Below are 18,676 nucleotides of genomic sequence, written 5' to 3'. Positions count from 1 at the left end.
TATTCGACACGGCTACGACGCTGTGGGATGCGTTGACCCGGATTGCGCGTGTAGGCCGTGCCATGCCGATGTATTACGCGGGCGTGATCGACTTCATCCGCAACGAGCCGAAGTCAGTCAAAACCCAGATGTACACGCCGGGGAACATTGTCACGTCTACGTTTTCGATTGACTACGCCTTTCCGCCGCACGACAGCCCGGATCACGTCATCGTGGAGTTCGTCAACGAGGAAACGTGGCAGCCAGATGAGGTGCTGTGCGCACTGCCGGATAGCTTGAAGATGAGGCCTTTCCGGCTGCAACTGCCTGGCGTGACGAATCGGGAACAGGCGTGGCGTGAAGGTATTTCTCTGGCTGCGCAGAACCGGGATCAGCGCCGGTTTGTGTCGTTTCAGACTGAGTTGGAAGGCATGATCCCGCGCTATGCAGATCTGGTCGAGATCAGCCACGATGTGCCCAAATGGGGCCTGTCGGGGTTCATTGAATCCTACGATCCGGATACCAAGACCCTTGTCACGTCCGAGCCGCTGGAGTGGTGGGCTGGCGAGAATCACTACATCAACTTGCGCAAGCGTGATGGTTCGCCGGATGGTCCGTACCGGGTTGTCGCTGGTGGCCATGATCGGGAAATGGTGATCGAAGACGCCATCGACGGTCATTCAGTGTTTGTTTCGGATGGCCAGGGCGAGGAATTCACCCTGTATCAGTTCGGGCCTGGTGAGCGCCGTGCGTTGCTGGCGCAGGTGGTGGCGGCCACGCCGGACGAAGAAGGTCATGTCGCTATCGAGTTCGTGAACTATGCGCCATCGGTGCATTCTGCAGAACACGGCGGGGTGGTGCCACCACCCACGCCGCCATCGCTGCTGCCGTCGAATCCGAACGCGCCGGTTGTGGACAGCGTGACTGTATATGCAGCCGCAGTGCCTGGCCAGCAGGTCGTGTCTGCCACGCCGGCACGAGGTGCCGACCGCTATGAGTTTCGGGCCAGCGAGGACGCTGGCGCAACCTGGATTGACCTGGGTACGCACTTGTCCTCGACGATCACCAGCACGCTGCAGGCAGGCGTGTGGCGCGTCCAGGCCCGTGGAATCGGAACGATGCAGGGGCCGTGGGCAACATGGCAGGGCATTGTGTCTGCCACGATGGTGCCGCCGCCTGCGCTGGAGTCGCTGACAGCCTCACCGGAAATCATGGCGATTCGCTTGGACTGGACGCTGCCTGCTGCACCCTGGATTCGATCTGTGGAGATATGGTATTCGACTGATGACGACTTCCTGAATGCATCGCTGCTGGGCGAGTTCAGGCCTACTCAGCGGTCGCACACCCTGTACGGACTTGGGTATGGTACGCAGATGTGGTTCTGGGCGCGGATTAGGGATGAAGCGGATCAGGCTGGTCCGTGGTATCCGGACGTGACGGGGCCCGGCGTGTCGGGTACATCCTCGACTGATGCCACCGCATTGCTCGAATACCTGTCTGGCAAGATCAATGAGGGATCTCTCGCTCCAGGTCTTGCTGAGCAGATCGCCGAGAAAGCGGCAGAAGGGATTGCTGAGGAGATCGTTGGCGACCTGACTGGCGACGATGTGCTTGATGAAAAATGGTATGCCGGTGACGACGATGAGCAGGGTGTGTTTGTCGGAACAGTCACGACGACGAGTGCGACCAACGAGGGTGACTACTACCAGGCCAAACGCACGACGAGCTTGATTGCGCAAGTCGATGACTCGCTTGCTGTAATCCGCGAGGTGCAGATTGTCCAGGCGAGCGAGACATCAGCGCTGGCCAATCAGGTGACGACCCTGGCAGCGCAGGTCGGGCCGCTTGAGGCTGTCGTGCAAGAGTCGATAGAGACGGTTGCCGAACTTGATGGCGCTCTGCGTGCGACTTACCAGATGAAGGCACAGGTTCGTGCTGCCGATGGCCGGGTTGCATGGGTGGGTTCGGCAATGGGAGCTGCGATCAACGCAGATGGCACGGTGCGCAGCGAGATCATTCTTGCTGCTGATCTGATCGCACTCGCAGCAACGGCAGAGGGGCCGCTGGTCTATCCGTTTATCTTCGATACCGTCCAACAGACTGCCGTTTTGAATGCTGCAATTATTGGCAACGGCACCGTCTCGTTCTTGAAAGTCGGTGATGACGTTCAATCGACAGACTACATCCCCGGTCAGCGCGGATGGCGGCTCGCAAAGGGAGGGGCTATCGAGTTCAACGGGCCTGTCGCAGGAGGAGGTCGCTTGACGATGAGCAATCAACTGATTCAGGTATTTGATCCAAACAATGTGTTGCGTGTGCGGCTGGGGATTTGGTGATGGCGCAAGGATTGCAGGTTTTTGATGCGCAGGGCAACCCTATCCTTGATACGTCAAATACGGTTTTGCGTGTGCTTGGGAATATCTCCGTGACATCGAGCGGGAGTATGGCCGTCTCTTTGCCACCGTTTAGCCGTTTTTTTTCGTACATGATGCCGACATTTGCAGGGTCGTACCCGGAAGGCAGCTTCCCTCCCTCTTCGACAGTTGGGTTTCAGGGCGGCGTTATGTCTTGGGATGTGCTTAATATAGGACGCGCCTCCCTGGCCAATTATCGACTCAATATTTTTTATGGATGCTACTGATGCCTGCCGGATTTGAGTCGCTAAACGATGGTAACTACTGGCTGATCGACGGGGCTACCCCGAACATGGTTTTTTTGCTGAAAGGGACGGCAACGGACTCTGTGACTTTTCAATCGCCGTCTTATCCTGTTGTTTTTGTTCGGCCTTCCGCCGGGCATCTCATGGGATTGGTTGATAGCGGTGGAGGGGCCTACACGTATTTGTGCAAGGGATCATTCCAGTACTGGGTTTTTGCGAATAAAACCAACCCAAACTCTCAGAACTACGGACTTCAAGTGTTTGGGCCGGGCGGGGGGCTGCTATACGGATCTTTCGAGCGCCCCTTGAAGATTCATTCTCTCAGTACATATTCCCGTGGGCGGATTCCAAAACCTGGAGCGTGGCATCCGGAGGATACCTACCAGCGGGCATTTGGGACCCCTGTTGCCAGTGTTGTAGTGCCGGACTCTGCCGGGCGGGTACTGGCTTATGCGCCAAACTCATGCATGCTTCGAGAGGTTTTTGTTTCGGAAAACAACTCATACACATGGGGTCGTTGGTGGGCGTACATGGAGACATTTACCGCAACGAGCAATGGGTACCAGATAGGTGAGACGCGACTATTCAAGGGTACGCTCGCGTCTTATACCGAGGCCACAGCCTATGAGGGCGCTCGCGCCTACTGGGGCTGCACTCAGCAGCCCAGCCCGGTTGATGAGTGGTATGGGCAGGGTCCTACGCCTACACGGCTGTCTAATCAAGCGAGTGTTTTGGTCGCCGATGTGACCGGCTTGTGAAAATCATCTTCCCGCCTTGAGCGGGATTTTTTATGCCTGGAGAAATTATGTCGCAGCAAATCAAAAATGAAATCACCCAACTGCTGAGCCGCAATGTCGGCAACCGGCTGACCGAAGATTTGATCATCGGATTGTCAGTGAAGATTGGGTCGATTATCGAACCGCCGTTGCGTGATCTTGAGCGCTTGCGCCAAGAGCAGCAGCAACCGCAGGAGCAGGCCAATGGCTGATCTTGATCTGTACAAAGTGGATCTAAACACCCCACAGCCGGGCGGGCGTGTCGGCGAATCGCCGAGGGCTGCATTTACGAAGTACAACGATGCGTTGGATGCCCTGCGTAGCGTAGTTGAGCACGTTGGCGCATCTGCACCGCCCAATCCGGTTGCGTACATGCAATGGCTTGATACGTCTGTCAGTCCAGCTATGATCCGTCGCCGCAACGCTGCGAATACGGATTGGGTTGCGATTATGCCTGCATTGCAGGCATTGGGTACGGCTGCGTTTGCTAATCTGACAACGAGCGTGACGGATACTACGGCGGGACGAGTGATCAGGGTAGGCGACTTCGGGATTGGTGGGCGGGCTGCAGTGATCCCTGGCGCAAACTTTGATACCATTTCTGCTGTAGCCGGTTTTTTTGGTATTCCCGCAAATGCCAATTCCCCGTTCGGGGCTTCTGCCAACGTTGTTAATTTTGGCGGTTTTAATGACTACGAAGCACAACTCGGAATTGTTCTGGCTCAAAAAATTGCAATGATTCGCCAGAAAATCGGCGGGGTATGGGCGGACCCGTATGAGCTTTTCCATACAGCTAACTGCACCGTCACTGGAAACGCAAACGGGGTGTCCTACCGATTTCCGAATGGCTTGCAGATTTGCTTTTCAGTATTGCCTGCGGTCGTAGCAACTACGGCGCAGGGAGCACTCTTTGCATCGCTTAACCAAACTTGGGATTTCCCCCAATCTTTTATTGCCGCCCCTGCGACTAGCGCCGTTTCTGGAACGATCAACGGATGGGCGAACGGGACGGGTCAGACCACAACTTCTGCGAATTTTCGACGGTGGAGCATTACCTCTCACAACGTCGAAATGCCGATCCTAGTGTCAGCTACTGGACGATACAAATGATCCTCACACTTACCCCCCGTGGTCAGTCTATTGATGAGGCCAACCCGCTGCCCGCGCTACATCTTGATCGCCAGGGGCAAACTCTCGTCATCAACGGGCAGGCCTTCGACTTCTCGGTCATCCCCAACGGTGCGACGCTCCCGGACGGTCAAGCCGCAACGGGATGCCCCTTTATAGCTGGCGACATTGAGCGCGACGACGCGGGCAAGCTGCGTATCTCGCTCGTACTGCCACATGCCGAAGGCAACCTCGCGCCACAGGAGGCGCGTTTCCCGCAGCCGATAATCGACCCGGCAGACGGTCCGGTACCGCTGCCTGAAACCGCCTGGCCACCGCCAGCGCCGGACATTCCCGAATCTGAACAGGAGGAACCCCGTGAGCAAGATTGATCTGTCCGGACTGCGTACCGCAGAGCAGAAAGCAGCGGAGTCCGCACGCATTGAGCAGCAGCGCATCAATGCCGAGGCCCGCGCCTACCTCGCATCGACAGACTGGTATGTGACACGCTGGCGCGAGACAGGGCAGGAGGTACCGCCCGATATCGCGACAGAGCGCCAAGCTGCGCGAGATCGCGTGATCGACATCGACTGACCGGCCCAGAGCCGGTTTTTTTACGCCCCTTCGGGGGCTTTTCTATTTGGAGGCAGCCATGCCCCGAAGGACATCAATCATGCAGGACGATGCGATCCACGCACCGCTGGCAACGGGTTCTGCAGCGCTCATCTACGGGTGGACGCTGCAGGAGGTCGTGCTGATCTTGTGGGCGATTTACGTGATCGTGCTGATCACGATCAAGGTGCCGGACTTTGCTGCGGCGGTGGCGCGTATCCGTGCGTGCCTGGTGCGTCAGTGGGAAAAACTGAAGAGGTGGAAAGATGGACCTGAAAACTAAGGTGGCAGGCGGCGTCATGGCCGCAGCAGTCGCTCTGGTTGCGACATGGGAAGGGCGGTCGCTTGTTGCATACGTCGATCCGGTGGGCATTCCGACGATCTGCGAGGGCTACACACATGGCGTCAAGCTGGGTGACGTGGCCACGCCGGCGCAGTGCGACGATCTGACGCGGCAGGAGGTCAGCCAGGCGCTGGCAGTCGTGGATGCGTCCGTCGCGGATACGCTGCCAGACGGCACCAGGGTTGCGCTGGCGAGCTTCATCTACAACGTGGGAGCAGGGGCATACCAGCGATCAACGCTGCTGCGTAAGCTGCGTGCAGGCGACATCGAGGGTGCATGCCGGGAGCTGCCGCGCTGGTCATATGCGGGCGGCAAAAAGCTGCTAGGCCTGGAGCGCAGGCGCAACGCGGAGATGCAGCTATGTCTATCGGATCTGTCGTGATACCCGCGTGGCTGCGATACGGGGCTGTCGCATTGCTTGCCGCTGGCGCTGCCTGGACAGCCCAGGGCTGGCGCTACGGTGAGCGAATTGCGCTGATCGAACGTGATCAAGCGCAGGCACAAGCAAACACGGCTCGGGCATCTCTGGATCAACTGCTGGCCGATATCGACACTGTGGCTGCCGCTGGTCGGCGTGCCGCCGCTGTCGGGCCGTCACTGACAGCAGAAATCAACAAACTCACTGGAGCGCTGAAAAATGCACCGCCTTTGCCTGACGGCTGCCGCCCTGATCCTGTCCGGGTGCGCAGCCTCACCGACGCAGTACGTGCCGCGAATCGTGCCGCCGCTGGACAGCAGCCTGGCGCAGCCATGCCCGCAGATCACTGACCCGCCACAAGATCCTGATGACTACGACGCATGGCAGGCCTGGGTGCAGGATCAGGTGCTTGTGGCGTATGGAGTGTGTGCTGCCCGGCACAGGGAGATAGCGAAAGTGTTGCCTGTATCGAGGGAATAGCGTCTCGGGCGACTATGATGGATGGGAAAGGCTAAGGCTGCCTTCCATTTGGTAATCAAAAGATCCTTTTCCATCTTGGTTGTCCTGTCTCCAATAGCCCTCAATAACCAAGTCGGTATCAATTTTTTCTGCTGTGATTTCTACAAATATCAGGCGGTCAAATTGATCTTGACGCGGCACGTCATCAAGATAGCCTCCGTTACCAAGATACACACCGGGCTTGTCTCTTTTGGCATGCATTCCCCCGGAAAATTTGTACCCATCTTTGCTGCCTGTGAACTCAATAATAATTATGTCACTGTGGAGAATGCACTTGTGGACAATATACGTCCACTCATTCCTTGAGCCAGACTCATCGATGTACCAAGTGTGTATGAGGCCGCTGTAGAGTTGACGGTTCATGATTTTTTTGGCGTTATGGTTGTTTAGCTTGCCTTATGCGCCATAGCGCGGCGTTTAGTTCTGCTTGGCTAAATAAGCTAGAAAATTCTGGCAATAGCATTATTCCTTCCATGGTAAGGTCTATCCTGCCTTTTCTGGCCCAGTGTTTTAGTCCTGATTGTATCTCTCCGCTGGTTACCAGTTTTTTTGCCACTGAAACGGCATCGCTAGACGAAAGCATTGTCCTTATTGCGATTGGGTTGTAGCCTAGGTTAATCGACTCTTCAATGGCTGCGTTTATTTTTTGATAAAAAGAATTGCGCGGCATTTTCACCCCTTTTTTTGATTTTAAAAAATGATATTTTATATTTTTTATTAAGGAATGCATAGAGGGTTATCGATTTATTTTATTATGTTTCAGCGCAACCCAGAGTGGTATTCCTATTCCATCAGCAAGTTTGATTGCTGCGTATAGAGTCGGGCTTGAACGTGTTCCATTTTCCAGCGCTGAGATATAGGATTGTGACAGACCAGCTTTGCGTGCAAGAGCAGCACCCGTGAGGTGTTGGCGTTGACGTTCTTGTTTCAACCACTCTCCGAACCTCACGGATGCCTCCAGGTCTAGTTATTCGGCGGGCCAGTATAGGTTGGGGGGAGAAGGGCGGTCGGCAACTGATCGTATCTGGCGCAGCATTTCTGTGACCAGTTCAGGAGGGGCTTGGCCACCAGATACCTCATTCGCAATTGCAGCAGCGCCAAGCAGGCGTAGCCTGGCGACGCAGATGGCGTGCAGATCAGCAGTCGGCATGTCTGATTTCATCGCTGCAGCAAGCCAGGCTGCATGGGCGGGGCTATCGAGGGTTTGGTCTTGCTCTGTGATGCGATCCATGATGTGCAATCCAAAGATTGCATCCGAGCATGCCGGGCTCTGGCCTGCAATACGCCGACGCAAAAAAAGCCCGCACAGAGGCGGGCAGGAAAAGGCAAAGACAACATTTCGCCAACAATGTATGATTCAGCCCTTGTGGTTGCTGGTTTTTATAGGGGTTCGAGTCCCCTCCCTCGCACCATTTAATCTCAATAAAATCAATGACTTAAATTATACGCCTGGTGTGGAAGGCCTGTTCTGGTGCGCGCCCTGGAAATAAGTCGGGCTATTTTGCCGGATGTGGCCTATGCTGTGCCGTGGTCACGGCGTTTTGCTGAGACTGCCCATTGACCAATGGAGGTCGTTATGGACAAGAAAGGTAAAGCACCCAAAAAGGCCCGGCCTCAACCCGCTGAGTCTGCTTTGAATGGCGCGGCAGGGTGGCCTGCCCGGCCAGCCAACGAAGGCATCAAAAGAGCAAGCGCAGCTCATGATCGGAAGCCCGTCGGGAGAGGTGCTTCAAGAGGCCGGTAATAGTCTATGGGGGGATGGCAGTGCGTATCATTCAAATCGCCTTGTTCGCCGGATGCGCTTTGGTACTCAGTGCCTGCGCTCAGATCCATCCTCCCGAAACCCTCGGCGAACGCGCCGAAACGCCTGAATGCATCCACTATCGCAACATGATGACGGCACCGATGCCGCCTGCTGCAATGGAAAGACTGCGGCAGGCCTGCCGTGAGTCGGGTCCGGATATTCGGGCGCATGCCGAGCGCACGCTGATCATCATGTACGACGGCACCCGGCAGGACAGCGCTCAGCAAGTGCTGGCTGCGGCAGAACAGTACGGTGCCGAAGTGCTTTATCAACTGAACGTCGTCAAGGCGATTGCGTTACGCATGCCGGAGGGACAGGATGTGGATCAGGCCATGGCGCATTTCCGGCAATTGCCAGGTGTGCTGTCCGTCGAGCGCGATCAGGTGATGCAAGTGCAGCCTGTACCGGCTGGCCCGGCGTCCTGAGCGATGTCATAGGGCAAGGGGGCGCTCAGCCTGCCTGGCAACGCTCGCGGCAGGCGCAACCGGCGTGAAATGACAGCGCCACGTTCGCATTGTATGATTGCGCCCCGCTTTTCCATGCGGCTGCAAAACGTACCCGTCCTGCCTGCGGCCGTATGTCTCTTCAATACGGCATATCCATGAAATCTCTCGAAATCCTCATCGAACGCATCATCCTGTCCAGCCGCTGGCTGCTGGTGGCGTTCTACATTGGCCTGGTGGCGGCGCTGGCGCTCTATGCCTTCTCGTTTGCCCTCAAGTTCGTCAAGGTGGCGCAGAATGTATTCAGCTACGACGAAGCTGACATGATCCTGGCCATGCTGGGGTTGATCGATGCGGCACTGGTGGCCAGCCTGATTGTCATGGTCATGATCTCGGGCTACGAAAATTTCGTCAGCCGCTTCGACAATACCAATGCCGACGTATCCTTTCTCGGCAAGCTGGATGCCGGCAGCCTGAAGATCAAGGTGGCGTCGTCGATCGTGGCGATTTCCTCGATTCACCTGCTGCAGATTTTCCTCAATGCCAACCAGTACGATAACGTCAAGCTGATGTGGTACACGCTGATTCACCTGACTTTCGTGGTGTCGGCCGTGATGCTGGGCTTTCTCGAGCGTCTCATGTCCAAGGACAAGGCCGAGCAGGGCGCAAAACTCTGATTGGGACAAATCCCAGATACACGCACGGCGGCTTGCCCTACACTGGCGACGATGGCCGAGGCCCGGTAGGTCTCGGTTGCTGCGGATGCCCCGTCCGCAGATTTCACACGACAGGAGCAGACGCAATGATCGGAACCCGATTTTTTCTTTTTGCTGGGCTGGCCATGACGGCAGGCGTGGTCCAGGCGGCCAATCCCGCCTGCGATATGAAGGCTGCCGAAGTCGAAGCCCAGATTGCCCATGCGCGCCAGAATGGCAATGAGCATCGCCAGCGTGGCCTTGAACGGGCGCTGGCCAATCTGCGAGCCAATTGCACCGATGCAGGCCTGATCCGCGATATTCAGGAAGATATCGATGACCAGCGCGAAGATATTCGTGAGCTTGAGGAAGACCTGGCCGAAAAGCGGGCCGAGGGCCGCCAGGACAAGGTGGCGCGAATCGAGCGCAAGCTTGAGGAAGAACGGGCCGAACTGGGTGATCTGGAGGGTGAGCTGCAATACCTCCAGGGGATTGCAGCCAAGCCATGACAAGTGCCACTCCCATGATCGCGTTGCATCGTCACCACGGACATTGCCTGTGTGGTGCCGTCAAGCTGACACTGGATATTGAACGGCCTACCCTGAGCGCATGCCATTGCAGCATGTGCCGCCGCTGGGGTGGTGGCCCGCTGCTGTCGGTTGACAGTCATGGCGCGCCGGTCCTGGAGGGCGAGGAGCACATCACCCTCTATGCCTCTTCGGCGTGGGCCGAGCGGGGATTTTGCAATCGCTGTGGCAGCCATCTGTTCTACCGCCTGCTCAATGGCAACTGGTATTCGGTATCGCCGGGACTGTTTGATGACAGTGCCACCTGGCCGTTCGAATTGCAGGTGTTCGTCGATGACAGGCCTGATAACTATGCCTTTGCCAACAAGACCCTGGAGATGACAGGTGAGCAAGTGGTCGCCCTGTTCGCGAAATAGCGGCGAATAGCAGCGGGAGTTGCATGGCAATTGACCAAGAAAATGGCCCGGCAAAAGCCGGGCCATTCTTGTGTCGTGTTCTATCTGCAGACATGCGACCAACAGGCCGCACTTTTTGCGTCAGGTCAGACGTAGGTGTTGACGTTGCGCCCCAGACTGCCTTCGGTGGCCAGAGAGGGCATGGACTTCATGATGTCCGTGACGATCTGCGTTTGCAGGTCCAGGGTTTTGCGCAGCATCAGCGTTTGAACTTCCTGCTGTGTGCTGGCGGCGTTGAGAGTCTGTGCGGCGTTGACAGTTGAATCGATCGACATGCTCATGTACGGCTCCTCATGGGTCGGTTCTGCTACCCGCTCATTCTATGCGCCACCGCGAGGGGATGCAAGGCAGCGTTGCAGCCATCAGCCAGAGTGTTGTATCGGATTATTGCCGGATCTGGCTGGTCGGACTGTTGTCCTGCTGCTGGCCGTAGCGTTGCTGCATATAGCGGATCAGCTCTTTTTCCAGCGAGGCAATCAGATGGGCGGATGCAGCATGCGGGTCCTTGGAAGACGATGTGGCCAGGGCAGAGTCTGTGCGATTGCGATAGGCGTGCATGATGTGTTCCCGTCAAAATATATGACATATTGTATGGAGTCTCCTTACATCCTGGCGAGTCAAGGAGTGCAAAGTGCCATCCCACTCTCAGGTAACATGACGGCCGCTGGCTTGCATTTCGCAGGCCATGATTCTTTCTGTGGCGGAACCTCATTCATGACCAACCCCAAGCAAGGGCAGCAACGCGTCTTCATCGGGCTGCTGATTCTGGTGTCGCTGGCTTTTGTCTGGCTGCTGCTGCCTTTCTATGGTGCCATTTTCTGGGGCGTGATCCTGGCCTTGATCTTCCTGCCGCTGCATCGCTGGCTGATGGCGAAGCTCAATGGCCGGGCGACGCTGTCGGCGCTGCTGACGCTGCTGCTGGTGCTGTTCCTGGTCATCATGCCGCTGAGCGGCATTGCGGCTTCGCTGATCAACGAAGTCATCAATCTGTATCAGCAGATCAAATCGGGCGACCTCAATTTCGGCCTGTATTTCGAGCAGGCCGTCGCGGCCTTGCCGCCGTCGGCGCATCGCCTGCTGGGCATGCTGGGGATAGACGGCATTGCCGAGCTACAGGCCAAGTTCTCTGCACTGATCACCGGTGCCAGCCAGTTCCTGGCCACCCAGGCACTGAATGTCGGGCAGAACACGGTGGATTTCATCATCAGCTTCTGCATCATGCTGTACCTGCTCTTTTTCCTGTTGCGCGATGGCGTGGCGCTGTCCGACCGCATCCGCAAGGCCATTCCCCTGGATGAGCATCAGAAGCAGCACCTGCTGCTCAAGTTCACCACGGTGGTGCGCGCCACCGTCAAGGGCAACGTTGCAGTGGCAGCGGTGCAGGGTGCCCTGGGCGGCCTGATCTTCTGGGTGCTGGGCGTCAACGGGGCGTTGCTCTGGGGGGTGATCATGGGTTTCCTGTCGCTGCTGCCGGCAGTGGGGGCCGCCTTGATCTGGGCACCGGTCGCCATCTATTTCCTGCTGACGGGGGCCTATTTCGATGGCATCGTGCTGGCGCTCTTCGGTGCGCTGGTGATCGGCATGGTGGACAACGTGCTGCGTCCGATCCTGGTCGGCAAGGATACCCGCCTGCCTGATTACATGATCCTGATCTCGACGCTGGGCGGGATGACCCTCTTCGGGATCAATGGCTTTGTGATCGGGCCGCTCATCGCAGCGCTCTTTGTTGCGGCCTGGGACCTGTTCTCCGGGCGTGAGGAAGAGCCCCGGTGACTTTTTCCGGTAGAATAACTCGTTTGCACATCTCAGATCTTCCAATCTACTCACTAACGGAATAGGTTTTACATGCAACCCGTGGTTGAAACTCTCTCCGGCCTCGAGCGCCGTGTCGAACTGTCGATTGCCCTGGCCGATATCGAAAAAGAAGTTCAGGCTGAACTGAAGCGCGCTGCGCGCAAGGCCAAGGCCCCTGGGTTTCGCCCCGGCAAGGTGCCCATGAGCATCCTCGAGCGCAGTCATGCCCCCGGCATTCGCTACGATGTGATCAACAGCAAGGTCGGCCAGGCTTTCGAAGCCGCTGTCGATGCCGCCAAGCTGCGCGTGGCCGGCATGCCCAGCCTCGAGCCCAAGACCGACGGTGACGACAAGGACACCCTGGCATTCGTGGCCACCTTCGAGGTCTATCCCGAAGTGATCGTGCCCGAAATCGGTGGCCTCAAGGTGACCCGTACGGTCAGCAACGTGGGTGATGCCGAGATCGAGCGCACCGTCGAGATCCTGCGCAAGCAGCGCGCCCGCTACGAAACCAGCGCCGACCGTGCTGCCCAGGATGGCGATCGCGTGATTCTCGATTTCGCCGGCACCATCGACGGCGTGGCCTTCGAAGGCGGCCAGGCACAGGACTTCCCGTTCGTGCTGGGCCAGGGCCGCATGCTGCCCGAGTTCGAAACCGCCGTGCGCGGCCTCAAGGCTGGCGAAAGCAAGGTGTTCCCGCTCGACTTCCCGGCCGACTACGGTTCGGCTGAAGTGGCCGGCAAGCAAGCCGAGTTCACCATCACCGTCAAGGAAGTGGCCGAAGCGCAACTGCCCGAACTGGATAGCGAATTCGCCAAGCAACTGGGCCAGGCCGATGGCGACATCGACAAGCTGCGTGCCGACATCCGCGAAAACATCGAGCGCGAAGCCAAGTCCCGCTCGCTGATGCGCACCAAGGGCAGCGTCATGGACGCCCTGGCAGGTGCCGCCACGTTCGACATCCCGCGTGCCCTGGTCGATCGCGAAACCCAGGATCGCGTGGCTGCCGCCCGTGAAGAACTCAAGCAGCGTGGCCTGCCCAACGCCGAAAGCATCGACATCCCCAAGGATGCCTTCGCTGCCGAAGCCGAGCGTCGCGTGCGCCTGGGCCTGCTGGTGTCCGAGCTGGTCAAGGCCGAAAACCTCAAGGCTTCGCCCGAGCAGGTGCGTGCCCGCATCGAAGAGTTCGCACAGAGCTACGAGCAGCCCGAGCAGGTCGTGGCCTACTACCTGGCCGATCGCCAGCGTCGCGCCGAGATCGAAGCCATCGTCCTCGAGGACAATGTCGTCGATTTCGTGCTGAACAAGGCTGACGTCACCGAAGAAGACGTGCCCTTTGAAAAACTGATGGGAAGCAACTGACCATGCAGCGTTTTACCGATTTCTACGCGAGCATGCACGGCGGCAGCGCCGTGGTGCCGACGGGACTGGGTTATATCCCCATGGTGATCGAGCAGTCGGGCCGCGGGGAACGCGCGTTCGACATCTACTCGCGCCTGCTCAAGGACCGGGTGATCTTCCTGGTCGGGCCGGTCAACGACCACTCGGCCAACCTGCTGGTGGCCCAGCTCCTGTTCCTGGAATCGGAAAACCCTGACAAGGACATTTCGCTCTATATCAATTCGCCGGGCGGTTCGGTCTACGCCGGCATGGCGATCTACGACACCATGCAGTTCATCAAGCCCGAAGTCAGCACGCTGTGCACGGGCCTGGCGGCCAGCATGGGGGCCTTCCTGTTGTCGGCCGGCACCAAGGGCAAGCGCTTTGCGCTGCCCAACTCGCGCATCATGATCCACCAGCCCTCGGGCGGTGCCCAGGGGCAGGCCAGCGACATCCAGATCCAGGCTCGCGAGATCCTGGACCTGCGCGAGCGACTGAATCGCATCCTGGCTGCCAACACCGGCCAGCCGATCGAGCGCATCGAGCTCGATACGGAACGCGACAATTTCATGTCGTCCGACGACGCGGCCAAATATGGACTGATCGACAAGGTCCTGACCTCGCGATCAGCAGAAAACTGAGTTTCGACTCGTCCAACCTAGACCATCAGATATATGTCAGACAAGAAGGGATCGGCCGACGGCAAGGCGCTGCATTGTTCATTCTGCAACAAGAGCCAGCATGAAGTCCGCAAGCTGATCGCAGGGCCGTCGGTCTTCATCTGCGACGAATGCATCGAGCTGTGCAACGATATCGTGCGCGAAGAACTCCAGGCGGGCGTGCAGGAAGCCGTCCGCAAGGAACTGCCTGCACCGGTCGAGATCAAGCAGTTCCTCGACCAATACGTGATCGGTCAGGATGCGCCCAAGCGCATGCTGGCGGTAGCCGTCTACAACCACTACAAGCGCATTCGTCATCGCGATGCCAAGGGTGATGATGTCGAGCTCTCCAAGAGCAACATCATGTTGATCGGTCCGACCGGATCGGGCAAGACCCTGCTGGCGCAGACGCTGGCGCGCATGCTTGACGTGCCGTTCGTGATGGCTGATGCCACTACGCTGACCGAGGCCGGCTATGTGGGTGAAGACGTCGAGAACATCGTGCAGAAGCTGCTGCAGAACTGCAACTATGATCTCGACAAGGCGCAGCGCGCCATCATCTATATCGACGAAATCGACAAGATCACGCGCAAATCAGACAACCCGTCGATTACCCGCGACGTGTCGGGTGAGGGCGTGCAGCAGGCACTGCTCAAACTGATCGAAGGCACAGTGGCATCGGTGCCGCCGCAAGGTGGCCGCAAGCATCCCAACCAGGATTTCGTGCAGGTCGATACCACCAATATCCTGTTCATCGTCGGCGGTGCCTTCGATGGCCTCGAAAAGGTGATTCGCAACCGTACCGAAAAATCCGGTATCGGTTTCGGTGCGGCCATCCAGTCCAAGTCGGAGCGTTCGGCCGGCGAGTTCTTCTCCGAAGTCGAACCCGAGGATCTGGTCAAGTTCGGTCTGATTCCCGAGCTGGTCGGTCGCCTGCCGGTCGTGGCCACGCTGTCCGAACTCGATGAGCCGGCGCTGGTCAAGATCCTGACCGAGCCGCGCAATGCCCTGGTCAAGCAGTTCCAGAAACTGTTCGACATGGAAGGCGTCGAGCTGGACGTCGAACCCGAGGCGCTCAATGCCATCGCCCGCAAGGCGCTGCGTCGCAAGACCGGTGCTCGCGGCCTGCGTTCCATTCTGGAAGGTGCATTGCTCGATGTCATGTACGAGCTGCCGTCTCTGCAGAATGTGGACAAGGTCGTGCTGACGGTCAAGGCCGTCGAGGAGCCGGGGGCCTGCAAGCCGTTGCTGGTCTACAAGGAAGCAGGCGCGCAGGTGGAGCCGCCGCCTGATGGCGATGCCAATCCGGCACCGCTTCGACCAAGCGGTACTGCCGACTGATGCATGCCAGCAAGCCTGTCTTTTTTTGTGAAGACAGGCTTGATTTGTATGCGGGCGCCCTCATATGCTTCACATGCGTCCACCCATGGCTGTATGCCGCACAGGGTTATAGTGGCATCGGCCACAGGCCTCAGGTATTCTTGACAGCCTGATTTACCAAGGAATTCACATTATGTCAGCGAACCAGAACCAGACTCCGGAACTGACCACCTTGCCGCTGCTGCCGCTGCGCGACGTGGTGGTGTTTCCGCACATGGTCATCCCGCTGTTCGTGGGACGCCCGCGCTCCATCCGCGCACTCGAGGCGGCCATGGAATCGGGCAAGAGCATCATGCTGGCCGCCCAGAAGTCCGCCACCAAGGATGATCCGACTCCCGAGGATGTCTACGAAATCGGCTGCATCGCCAGCATCCTGCAGATGCTCAAGCTGCCCGACGGCACCGTCAAGGTCCTGGTCGAAGGCAGTCAGCGTGCCCGTGTGCGCAGCATCGACAATGCCGAAGACTATTTCCGCTGCGTGGTCGAACCGGTCGAGGTCGATAGCGAGCCTCAGGCCGAGATCGAGGCCCTGCGCCGGACCGTGCTTGCCCAGTTCGATCAGTACGTCAAGCTCAACAAGAAGATCCCGGCTGAAGTCCTGACCTCGCTGTCGGGCATCGACGAGCCCGGTCGCCTGGCCGACACCATTGCTGCGCACCTGCCACTCAAACTCGAGCGCAAGCAGGCCATCCTCGAGATCGTGCCGGTGACCGAACGCCTTGAGGCCCTGCTGTCGCAACTCGAGACCGAGATCGACATCATGCAGGTCGAAAAGCGCATTCGTGGTCGCGTCAAGAAGCAGATGGAGAAGAGCCAGCGCGATTACTATCTGAACGAGCAGGTCAAGGCCATCCAGAAGGAACTGGGCGAAGGTGAGGAGGGGGCCGATCTCGAGGAACTCGAGAAAAAGATCGCCGCCGCGCAGATGCCCAAGGATGCCCGCAAGAAGGCCGATGCCGAGCTCAAGAAGCTCAAGCTGATGTCGCCCATGTCGGCCGAGGCTACCGTGGTGCGCAACTACATCGACACGCTGATCGATCTGCCGTGGCGCAAGAAGAGCCGGGTCAACAATTCCATCGGCAATGCCCAGACTGTCCTCGACTCCGACCATTATGGTCTGGAAAAGGTCAAGGAGCGCATTACCGAATACCTGGCCGTGCAGCAGCGCGTGGACAAGGTCAAGGCCCCCATTCTGTGCCTGGTCGGCCCTCCGGGCGTGGGCAAGACCTCGCTGGGTCAGTCGATTGCCAAGGCCACCAATCGCAAGTTCGTGCGCATGGCCCTGGGTGGCGTGCGCGACGAGGCCGAGATCCGTGGCCATCGTCGTACCTATATCGGTTCCATGCCGGGCAAGATCCTGCAGAACATGAGCAAGGTCGGCGTGCGCAATCCGCTGTTCCTGCTCGACGAGATCGACAAGCTGGGCATGGATTTCCGTGGCGATCCTGCTTCGGCGCTGCTCGAAGTGCTGGATCCGGAACAGAATCACACGTTCCAGGATCATTATGTCGAGGTCGATTTCGACCTGTCCGACGTGATGTTCGTGGCGACCAGCAATACGCTCAACATCCCGCCGGCATTGCTGGACCGGATGGAAGTCATCCGCCTGTCGGGTTATACCGAAGATGAGAAGATCAATATCGCCCGCCAGCACCTGCTGCCCAAGCTGCTGAAGAACAACGGCGTGCGTGAAGACGAACTGACGATCGAGGACAGCGCGCTGCGCGATATCGTGCAGTACTACACTCGCGAGGCGGGTGTGCGTGCGCTCGAACGCGAAGTCGGCAAGGTCTGCCGCAAGGTCGTCAAGGAATTGCTCCTGCTGCAGGAAGAAAGCAAGGGCAAGGACAAGCCGGCAGCGGCCCGCGTAGTCGTATCGGCCGAGAACCTCGAAAAGTACCTGGGCGTGCGTCGCTACACCTTCGGTATGGCCGAAAAGGAAAACCAGGTTGGCCAGGTTACCGGTCTGGCCTGGACGGAAGTCGGCGGCGACCTGCTCACCATCGAGGTTGCCGACATGCCTGGCAAGGGCGTGATCCAGCGTACCGGCTCGCTCGGTGACGTGATGAAGGAATCGGTCGAAGCGGCCCGCACCGTGGTGCGTTCGCGCGCCAAGCGGCTGGGCCTGGCCTCCACGCTGTTCGACAAGCGCGACATGCACGTGCACGTTCCGGAAGGCGCCACGCCCAAGGATGGCCCGTCTGCCGGTATCGCCATCACCACAGCCATCGTGTCGGCGCTGTCGGGTATCCCGGTGCGTGCCGATGTGGCCATGACGGGTGAAATCACGTTGCGCGGTGAAGTGCTGGCCATCGGCGGACTCAAGGAAAAGCTCCTGGCGGCCCATCGCGGCAGCATCAAGAAGGTGCTGATCCCCGAAGAGAACGTCAAGGATCTGGCCGAGATTCCGGACAACGTCAAGAATTGCCTGGAAATCGTGCCGGTCAAGTGGATCGACCAAGTGCTGGAGCAGGCGCTCGAGCGTGTCCCCGAGCCCCTGAGCGACGAGGCCGAGGCGGCTGCTGTGGCTGCCGCTGCCGAAGCTGCGCGCGCCGCCTCCAGCGAAGCCGGCAACGCGATCAAGCACTGAGCGCCATGATCCGCGATATCGTCAGGATGGGCGAGCCGGTTCTGCTGCAGCAGGCTCGCCCGGTCGAGGTGTTCGACAGCCCCGACTGGCGGGCGCTGGTGCGCGATATGTTCGACACCATGCGCTCGGCGGGCGGGGTGGGTCTGGCCGCACCGCAGATCGGTATCAGCCTGCAACTGATGGTCTATGGCTTCGAGGGCAGCGAGCGTTATCCGGATGCGCCGGCGGTGCCGCTGTCGGTGCTGTGCAACCCCGTGATCACGCCGCTGTCAGAAGACATCGAAGAAGACTGGGAAGGATGCCTCTCCATTCCCGGCCTGCGCGGCAAGGTGCCGCGCTTTGCGCACATTCATTACCAGGGCAGGGATGCCGAGGGGCGCGTGATCGAAGGTGAGGCACATGGTTTTCATGCACGGGTGATCCAGCATGAGCACGATCACCTGATTGGCCGCCTGTATCCATCCCGTATCCGCGATTTCGATCATTTCGGCTTTACCGACGTACTCTTTCCCGACCGACGCGACTGAAGGATTCTT

General features: G+C 58.6%; 24 protein-coding genes. 19 read left to right on the top strand and 5 right to left on the bottom strand.

The window, feature by feature from the left end; genetic code table 11:
- The 8 genes from ABN482_RS06365 to ABN482_RS06330 form a co-directional block, all read left to right on the top strand.
- The coding region (locus tag ABN482_RS06365) for a host specificity factor TipJ family phage tail protein (RefSeq protein WP_349503199.1) at positions 1-2,315 on the top strand (2,315 nt) is incomplete at its 5' end.
- A gap of 1,128 nt (positions 2,316-3,443) precedes the next feature.
- Positions 3,444-3,626, top strand: coding sequence for a hypothetical protein (locus ABN482_RS06360; RefSeq protein ID WP_349503198.1), 183 nt, complete (start codon positions 3,444-3,446; stop codon positions 3,624-3,626).
- Positions 3,619-4,524 (top strand): hypothetical protein, encoded by a 906-nt coding sequence (locus ABN482_RS06355; protein ID WP_349503197.1) that lies wholly within the window; start codon positions 3,619-3,621, stop codon positions 4,522-4,524. The genes ABN482_RS06360 and ABN482_RS06355 overlap by 8 nt, the downstream gene beginning before the upstream one ends.
- The gene (locus ABN482_RS06350) at positions 4,521-4,913 is read left to right on the top strand and encodes a hypothetical protein (protein WP_349503196.1); all 393 of its coding nucleotides are present in this window, start codon (positions 4,521-4,523) and stop codon (positions 4,911-4,913) included. Before ABN482_RS06355 ends, ABN482_RS06350 begins: the two co-directional genes overlap by 4 nt.
- Positions 4,900-5,115, top strand: a complete 216-nt coding sequence (locus ABN482_RS06345) for a hypothetical protein (protein ID WP_349503195.1) — start codon at positions 4,900-4,902, stop codon at positions 5,113-5,115. Before ABN482_RS06350 ends, ABN482_RS06345 begins: the two co-directional genes overlap by 14 nt.
- Positions 5,116-5,194: 79 nt before the next feature.
- Positions 5,195-5,416: a hypothetical protein gene (locus ABN482_RS06340; RefSeq protein ID WP_146193397.1), complete on the top strand. Its 222-nt coding sequence runs from the start codon at positions 5,195-5,197 to the stop codon at positions 5,414-5,416.
- A complete protein-coding gene (locus ABN482_RS06335; RefSeq protein ID WP_349503194.1) occupies positions 5,400-5,858 on the top strand; it encodes a lysozyme in 459 nt (152 codons plus the stop codon). Before ABN482_RS06340 ends, ABN482_RS06335 begins: the two co-directional genes overlap by 17 nt.
- Entirely contained in the window at positions 5,837-6,244 is a 408-nt protein-coding gene (locus tag ABN482_RS06330) for a hypothetical protein (protein ID WP_349503193.1), read from the top strand. The genes ABN482_RS06335 and ABN482_RS06330 overlap by 22 nt, the downstream gene beginning before the upstream one ends.
- 142 nt (positions 6,245-6,386) lie before the next feature.
- Here ABN482_RS06330 and ABN482_RS06325 read toward each other — a convergent pair whose 3' ends face one another.
- The 3 genes from ABN482_RS06325 to ABN482_RS16470 are packed head-to-tail and all read right to left on the bottom strand — an operon-like array spanning position 6,387 to position 7,362.
- Positions 6,387-6,776 carry a hypothetical protein gene (locus ABN482_RS06325; protein WP_349503192.1) on the bottom strand — a complete coding sequence of 130 codons (390 nt, stop codon included), beginning with the start codon at positions 6,774-6,776 and terminating at the stop codon, positions 6,387-6,389.
- A gap of 13 nt (positions 6,777-6,789) precedes the next feature.
- On the bottom strand, positions 6,790-7,143 hold the full coding sequence (locus ABN482_RS06320) for a hypothetical protein (protein WP_349503191.1): 354 nt from the start codon (positions 7,141-7,143) through the stop codon (positions 6,790-6,792).
- 6 nt (positions 7,144-7,149) lie between these two features.
- Positions 7,150-7,362: a helix-turn-helix domain-containing protein gene (locus ABN482_RS16470; RefSeq protein WP_502877249.1), complete on the bottom strand. Its 213-nt coding sequence runs from the start codon at positions 7,360-7,362 to the stop codon at positions 7,150-7,152.
- A gap of 199 nt (positions 7,363-7,561) precedes the next feature.
- On the opposite strand from ABN482_RS16470, the gene ABN482_RS06315 reads away from it, so the two are divergent.
- The 5 genes from ABN482_RS06315 (at position 7,562) to ABN482_RS06295 (ending at position 10,298) form a co-directional block, all read left to right on the top strand.
- Complete coding sequence (locus tag ABN482_RS06315) at positions 7,562-7,903, top strand: hypothetical protein (RefSeq protein ID WP_349503190.1); 342 nt, start codon at positions 7,562-7,564, stop codon at positions 7,901-7,903.
- Between the two features lie 274 nt (positions 7,904-8,177).
- Positions 8,178-8,642 carry a S8 family serine peptidase gene (locus ABN482_RS06310; RefSeq protein WP_349503189.1) on the top strand — a complete coding sequence of 155 codons (465 nt, stop codon included), beginning with the start codon at positions 8,178-8,180 and terminating at the stop codon, positions 8,640-8,642.
- Between the two features lie 176 nt (positions 8,643-8,818).
- Entirely contained in the window at positions 8,819-9,337 is a 519-nt protein-coding gene (locus tag ABN482_RS06305; RefSeq protein ID WP_349503188.1) for a TIGR00645 family protein, read from the top strand.
- Positions 9,338-9,462: 125 nt separating this feature from the next.
- Complete coding sequence (locus ABN482_RS06300) at positions 9,463-9,864, top strand: DUF1090 domain-containing protein (protein ID WP_349503187.1); 402 nt, start codon at positions 9,463-9,465, stop codon at positions 9,862-9,864.
- Entirely contained in the window at positions 9,861-10,298 is a 438-nt protein-coding gene (locus ABN482_RS06295) for a GFA family protein (RefSeq protein ID WP_349503186.1), read from the top strand. Before ABN482_RS06300 ends, ABN482_RS06295 begins: the two co-directional genes overlap by 4 nt.
- A gap of 125 nt (positions 10,299-10,423) precedes the next feature.
- Here the strand turns inward: ABN482_RS06295 and ABN482_RS06290 are convergent, their stop codons facing one another.
- Together ABN482_RS06290 and ABN482_RS06285 are read right to left on the bottom strand one after the other, a co-directional pair.
- Complete coding sequence (locus ABN482_RS06290) at positions 10,424-10,618, bottom strand: putative motility protein (RefSeq protein ID WP_109060691.1); 195 nt, start codon at positions 10,616-10,618, stop codon at positions 10,424-10,426.
- A gap of 103 nt (positions 10,619-10,721) precedes the next feature.
- Positions 10,722-10,895, bottom strand: a complete 174-nt coding sequence (locus ABN482_RS06285) for a hypothetical protein (RefSeq protein ID WP_349503185.1) — start codon at positions 10,893-10,895, stop codon at positions 10,722-10,724.
- A gap of 156 nt (positions 10,896-11,051) precedes the next feature.
- Here ABN482_RS06285 and ABN482_RS06280 point away from each other — a divergent pair, with 156 nt between their 5' ends.
- The 6 genes from ABN482_RS06280 (at position 11,052) to def (ending at position 18,667) form a co-directional block, all read left to right on the top strand.
- Entirely contained in the window at positions 11,052-12,110 is a 1,059-nt protein-coding gene (locus ABN482_RS06280; RefSeq protein WP_349503184.1) for an AI-2E family transporter, read from the top strand.
- Positions 12,111-12,182: 72 nt separating this feature from the next.
- On the top strand, positions 12,183-13,493 hold the full coding sequence (gene tig, locus ABN482_RS06275; RefSeq protein ID WP_349503183.1) for a trigger factor: 1,311 nt from the start codon (positions 12,183-12,185) through the stop codon (positions 13,491-13,493).
- A gap of 2 nt (positions 13,494-13,495) precedes the next feature.
- The gene (gene clpP / locus ABN482_RS06270; protein WP_349503182.1) at positions 13,496-14,152 is read left to right on the top strand and encodes an ATP-dependent Clp endopeptidase proteolytic subunit ClpP; all 657 of its coding nucleotides are present in this window, start codon (positions 13,496-13,498) and stop codon (positions 14,150-14,152) included.
- A gap of 33 nt (positions 14,153-14,185) precedes the next feature.
- On the top strand, positions 14,186-15,511 hold the full coding sequence (gene clpX / locus ABN482_RS06265) for an ATP-dependent Clp protease ATP-binding subunit ClpX (RefSeq protein ID WP_349503181.1): 1,326 nt from the start codon (positions 14,186-14,188) through the stop codon (positions 15,509-15,511).
- Between the two features lie 172 nt (positions 15,512-15,683).
- The gene (gene lon / locus ABN482_RS06260) at positions 15,684-18,140 is read left to right on the top strand and encodes an endopeptidase La (RefSeq protein WP_502877248.1); all 2,457 of its coding nucleotides are present in this window, start codon (positions 15,684-15,686) and stop codon (positions 18,138-18,140) included.
- Positions 18,141-18,145: 5 nt separating this feature from the next.
- The gene (def, locus tag ABN482_RS06255) at positions 18,146-18,667 is read left to right on the top strand and encodes a peptide deformylase (protein ID WP_349503180.1); all 522 of its coding nucleotides are present in this window, start codon (positions 18,146-18,148) and stop codon (positions 18,665-18,667) included.
- Positions 18,668-18,676 lie beyond the last annotated feature (9 nt).

Source organism: Corticimicrobacter sp., assembly GCF_040137905.1.
GTDB lineage: Bacteria > Pseudomonadota > Gammaproteobacteria > Burkholderiales > Burkholderiaceae_B > Corticimicrobacter.
This window is presented reverse-complemented; position numbering and strand designations above follow the sequence as displayed.

Coding starts and splice junctions, on each gene's coding strand:
- ABN482_RS06290 (WP_109060691.1), bottom strand. CDS start 10,618: ATGAGCATGTCGATCGATTCAACTGTCAACGCCGCACAGACTCTCAAC.
- ABN482_RS06300 (WP_349503187.1), top strand. CDS start 9,463: ATGATCGGAACCCGATTTTTTCTTTTTGCTGGGCTGGCCATGACGGCA.
- tig (WP_349503183.1), top strand. CDS start 12,183: ATGCAACCCGTGGTTGAAACTCTCTCCGGCCTCGAGCGCCGTGTCGAA.
- ABN482_RS06305 (WP_349503188.1), top strand. CDS start 8,819: ATGAAATCTCTCGAAATCCTCATCGAACGCATCATCCTGTCCAGCCGC.
- ABN482_RS06315 (WP_349503190.1), top strand. CDS start 7,562: ATGTCTGATTTCATCGCTGCAGCAAGCCAGGCTGCATGGGCGGGGCTA.
- ABN482_RS06280 (WP_349503184.1), top strand. CDS start 11,052: ATGACCAACCCCAAGCAAGGGCAGCAACGCGTCTTCATCGGGCTGCTG.
- ABN482_RS06295 (WP_349503186.1), top strand. CDS start 9,861: ATGACAAGTGCCACTCCCATGATCGCGTTGCATCGTCACCACGGACAT.
- def (WP_349503180.1), top strand. CDS start 18,146: ATGATCCGCGATATCGTCAGGATGGGCGAGCCGGTTCTGCTGCAGCAG.
- clpP (WP_349503182.1), top strand. CDS start 13,496: ATGCAGCGTTTTACCGATTTCTACGCGAGCATGCACGGCGGCAGCGCC.
- ABN482_RS06355 (WP_349503197.1), top strand. CDS start 3,619: ATGGCTGATCTTGATCTGTACAAAGTGGATCTAAACACCCCACAGCCG.
- ABN482_RS06325 (WP_349503192.1), bottom strand. CDS start 6,776: ATGAACCGTCAACTCTACAGCGGCCTCATACACACTTGGTACATCGAT.
- lon (WP_502877248.1), top strand. CDS start 15,684: ATGTCAGCGAACCAGAACCAGACTCCGGAACTGACCACCTTGCCGCTG.
- clpX (WP_349503181.1), top strand. CDS start 14,186: ATGTCAGACAAGAAGGGATCGGCCGACGGCAAGGCGCTGCATTGTTCA.
- ABN482_RS06330 (WP_349503193.1), top strand. CDS start 5,837: ATGTCTATCGGATCTGTCGTGATACCCGCGTGGCTGCGATACGGGGCT.
- ABN482_RS06285 (WP_349503185.1), bottom strand. CDS start 10,895: ATGCACGCCTATCGCAATCGCACAGACTCTGCCCTGGCCACATCGTCT.
- ABN482_RS06350 (WP_349503196.1), top strand. CDS start 4,521: ATGATCCTCACACTTACCCCCCGTGGTCAGTCTATTGATGAGGCCAAC.
- ABN482_RS06360 (WP_349503198.1), top strand. CDS start 3,444: ATGTCGCAGCAAATCAAAAATGAAATCACCCAACTGCTGAGCCGCAAT.
- ABN482_RS06335 (WP_349503194.1), top strand. CDS start 5,400: ATGGACCTGAAAACTAAGGTGGCAGGCGGCGTCATGGCCGCAGCAGTC.
- ABN482_RS06340 (WP_146193397.1), top strand. CDS start 5,195: ATGCAGGACGATGCGATCCACGCACCGCTGGCAACGGGTTCTGCAGCG.
- ABN482_RS06320 (WP_349503191.1), bottom strand. CDS start 7,143: ATGCATTCCTTAATAAAAAATATAAAATATCATTTTTTAAAATCAAAA.